The organism is Streptomyces sp. NH27 (genome assembly GCF_056859195.1).
The window spans coordinates 1-4,125 of sequence record NZ_JACEGK010000632.1 but is presented as its reverse complement, the minus strand read 5'-3'; the positions used below and the strand labels follow the sequence as shown (position 1 = coordinate 4,125).

The 4,125-nt window shown below is 71.5% G+C and carries 3 protein-coding genes; all 3 read right to left on the bottom strand.

Going from position 1 to position 4,125, the window contains the following annotated elements; translation table 11 throughout:
• The coding region (locus tag AC13HU_RS33465) for a chitinase (protein WP_483045745.1) at positions 1 to 1,165 on the bottom strand (1,165 nt) is incomplete at its 3' end.
• A gap of 231 nt (positions 1,166 to 1,396) precedes the next feature.
• A complete protein-coding gene (locus tag AC13HU_RS33460; RefSeq protein ID WP_483045744.1) occupies positions 1,397 to 2,818 on the bottom strand; it encodes a C39 family peptidase in 1,422 nt (473 codons plus the stop codon).
• A gap of 159 nt (positions 2,819 to 2,977) precedes the next feature.
• On the bottom strand, positions 2,978 to 4,117 hold the full coding sequence (locus AC13HU_RS33455; protein WP_483045746.1) for a M24 family metallopeptidase: 1,140 nt from the start codon (positions 4,115 to 4,117) through the stop codon (positions 2,978 to 2,980).
• Positions 4,118 to 4,125: the final 8 nt, after the last annotated feature.

Genomic DNA, 4,125 nt, shown 5'->3' with positions numbered 1-4,125 from the left:
GGGCGAGCCTCTGGTGGCGGCCGTACGTGACCTCGTCGCCGCCGGTGTAGACGGCGGTCGCGCTCCAGGCCGCCACGCTCGCGCAGTCGCCGCCGCCCGGCGGGGTGGTCGGCGGCGTGGTCGGCGGGTTGGTGGGCGGGGTGGCGCCGGCGAACTCCACGGAGTACTTGGCGAAGTCCCAGGCGCCCTGCGGAACCGAGCTGCATGTACCGGACGTGGTGCCGGTGTTGTCCGGCGGGCTGCACTGGCGGTCGCGGTTGAGCGACCAGAAGGTGAAGCGGCCCATGCCGTGGCTGGTGGCGTAGTCCAGCACGGTCTGGAAGTCCGCCTGGTAGAAGTACTCGCCCGAGTCGCTGCGGCCGTTCATGCCGGAGAAGCCCTCGTGGGCGTAGGCGGTGGCGGCGTCCCAGCCGAAGGTGCTCTGCAGCAGGCCGTTGAACGCGGTCAGGGCCGCGGTCTGGGAGGCGGCGCCGCTGAAGCCGCCGTCGAACGGCATGATGGAGAAGTTGTTCGGGGTGAAGCCGATCGACTTGGCCTCGTCGAGCATCTGCTGGCCGAACCAGCCGGTGCCGGCCGCGGTGCCCGCGGTGGTGACGGAGATGTAGATGCCGGGGTTGTTCTGCTGCAGGATCTGGGCGGCGCCCAACTCGTTGGCGACCGCCGCGGTGTTCTCGTACTCCGGCTCCTCCAGGTCGAAGTCGATCGCCTTGAGCTGGTACTTGGTGACGACCTGCTGGTACGCGGCCGCGGTCGAGGCCGCGTCGGAACACGCCTGGCCGAGCTTGGTGCCGCCGTAGCCGCCGATCGACACGGACACGTCGCCGCCCTTGGCGCGGATCGCGGAGATGGTGTTCGCGACCGAGGTGTCGGAGGACACCGCGTTGGTGCCGCCCCAAGTGGGGCTACAGCCACCTCCGTTGGGGGCGAGGATGAAGGCGAGCTGGAACGCCTTGAGCCCGGTGGCGTCCATGATCGCGGTGGCGTCCGGCGGGTCGTTGTCCAGCGGCATCAGATAGGGCGCGGCGGCGTACCAGTTGCTGCCGAGCGCGCTCGCCGTGGGTGCTGCGCTGGCCTGGCCGCCGCCGAGGGCGGCGGCGGTGCCCAGACCGGCGACGGCGAGGACCGCGGCGGCCACGCCCGTGCCGAGGGCTTTGAGACGGTTCACGTCGGACCTCCTGTGGGGGAACGTGGCAGCAGGGTCCTGCGATGATCCGAACACGTCAATAGGTTGGTCCAGACCTTTGGGTCAACCCACAAATTGGTCTCTACCAGTTGCACCATGCGGGCGGGCCCACCGCGCGCGTCCCGCGTACGGCCGGGAGCGCGCACGCGAACGGGCCCCGGCTCCGCGGGAGATGCGGAGCCGGGGCCCTGGAGCCGTAGCCGTAGCGCAGACTCAGACGACGCCGACGGAGGCCAGCGCGCGCCGCTGCCCGGGGCTCGGCTTCGCCGGGAAGTACAGGTACACCACGCCGCCGGAACCGGAACCGACCGAGCCGGACGCGGTGATCCGCTTCGTGCGCAGCCACACCGTCTCGAACTGGGCGCGCTTGTAGACGTTGCGCACCGCGTCGTCGCTCTCGCTGGCCGGGTCGTTCATGATCACGTCACCCTCGGCGGTGAAGCCGACCATGCACATCAGGTGGCCCGAGGTGCTGTAGTTGGACCCGTCCAGCTCGCTGGCCAGGAACGACTGGGACGTTATCACCGGGATACCGGCCTTGATCAGCCGCTCCGCGTCGTTGAGCGAGTGCAACTGGGTGACGACGCTCTGCAGGTCCTTGTACGTGGCCGCGTAGGCCGCGTTGAACGGCCAGTTGCCGCAGCCCTCGTACTGGTAGTCGTACGTGTAGCGGGCGCCCTGGTCGACCTGCGGGTCGGCGTAGGAGGGGTCCACCCAGGCCATGTCGGCCGCGGTGGGGCCGCGACCCCAATACTCGATGCACATGGTGGACGAGGTGGGGCTGCACCACGCCTCGCCGCCGTTGTCGTACTGCGGGTACTGGCCCTTGTGGATGTCCTGGGAGTAGCGCGGCACCGGCAGTTCGACGGCGCCCTTCAGGCTCGGCACGGAGGCGGGCACGGTGTAGCGGTCGGGGACGTTCGAGGCGAACGCGCCGACCCGCCACACGGTCGGGGTGTCGTGGCTGCCGGGCTTGCGGTAGAGCGTGACCCGCAGCCGGTACGAGGCGAGCAGCTTGCCCGCAGCGGCGTCGTCGATCGCGAACGTGTCGGTGTAGATGCTGCTGGTGTCGTCGCCCTGGTCGTCGACGGAGGTACGGCGGATGTCCTCGTCGCCGTCGCCGGCGGTCCAGCGGCCCATCACGTAGGCCGGGGTGGCGCTGCCGTCGGTGTACGTGCCCAGCAGCTCGACCTGGATCCAGGTGCCCGCGGGGGTCTGCGCGTTCCACGAGGAGACCAGTTCGGTGGCCGGGTGCGGGAGCTTGCGCACCGGCGAGGTCCAGGCGGCGTACTCGTACGTGGCGGCCTTGCCGGTGTGCGGGTCGGTGTAGTCCGACGTGCCGACCGGACGGACGATCCGCACCCCGGGGCGGGAGCCGGGCACCGGAAGGGTGCCCTTGTGCTCGCCGAACAGCCAGTCGGGGTAGGTGCTCCAGCCGTGGTAGTCGACCGGCGCGGGGTCGGCCGCGGCGGCGCCCTTGCCGCCGCCGTGCGCGGACCGCCCGGCGGCGGTCCCGGTGCCGGCCGGCGCGGCAGTCGGCGCGGCGGAGGCGGTCTGCGCGTTCGAGGCGGCGACGGCGGCCGCGGCGGCGAGCGCGGCGGTCAGCACGGCACGCCGGGGCGCGTTACTGGTCATGTGAGTGGTACCTCGGTTCCCCTCGACGTGAACGGGAAAATGGCCCGTCCGGGCCTTGTCGGGCACGGCGGGTGCGGACCACTATCGTCGCCGAACGGGTCGTTCCACCAGGGGTGCCGTGTTCCCGGACCGATCAATATTGGCCTATACCACTGGCGGTCACCCGGGAAGAACTACCAGGTCACGCCCGGTCAGATTGAGCCGCTCCCCGCCGTCTTCGGTGCACACCGCGATGTCCTCGATGCGCGCGCCGAACCGGCCGGGCAGGTAGATCCCCGGCTCGACCGAAAACGCCATCCCCGGCTCCAGCGGCCGCGCGCTGCCGGTCACGATGTACGGCTCCTCGTGCGTTTCCAGGCCGATGCCGTGGCCGGTGCGGTGGATGAAGTGCTCGCCGTATCCCGCCGCGGCGATCCGGTCCCGGCCCACGGCGTCCAGCTGCTCCGCGGTGATCCCGGGGCGGACCGCGTCCGTCTGCGCGATCTGCGCGGCGAGCAGCACCTCGTACAACTCCCGGAACGCGGCGGGCGGTTCGCCCACCGCATAGGTGCGGGTGGAGTCCGAGCAGTAGCCGTCGGAGGTGGTGCCGCCGATGTCCACGACCACCGGGTCGCCGGACTTCACCACCCGGTCGGAGACCTCGTGGTGCGGGCTGGCGCTGTTGGGGCCCGAGCCGACGATCACGAAGTCGACGGTGGCGTGACCGGCCGCGATGATCGCGTCGGCGATGTCCTTGCCGATCTCGCGTTCGGTACGGCCGGGCCGCAGCCACTCGCCGATCCGGCGGTGCACCCGGTCGATCGCCGCGCCCGCCCGGCGCAGCGCCTCGACCTCGGCGGGGCTCTTGCGCATCCGCAGCACCGACAGCACGTCGCCGGCCAGACCCGCCTGCGCGGCGGGCAGCGCGGCCTGGAAGGCCAGCAGCTTCTCGGCCCACATGTGGTTGTCGACCGCGAAACGGGCGACATGCGGCGGCAGCCGCCGGGCGATCATCGCGTACGCGTCGTCTGTCTCGGCGAAGCCGGTGATCTCCACGCCGAGAGCGCCGGCCGAGGACGCCTCGGCGGCGGCCTTCTCCAGCGCGGGCACCACCAGGAACGGGTCGCCGGTCGCCGGAATCACCAGGCACGTCAGCCGTTCCAGCGGCAGGGCCTGATACCCGGTCAGATAGCGGAGGTCCGCGCCCGGGGAGATGAGGAGCGCGTCGAGCCCGGCGTCCTCCGCGGCCTGCCGGGCCCGGGCCAGTCGCTCCGGCGGAAACAGTTCGGCTGCGCCGGTCTTGCCGGTGGATTCGCTCACCCCCCTAC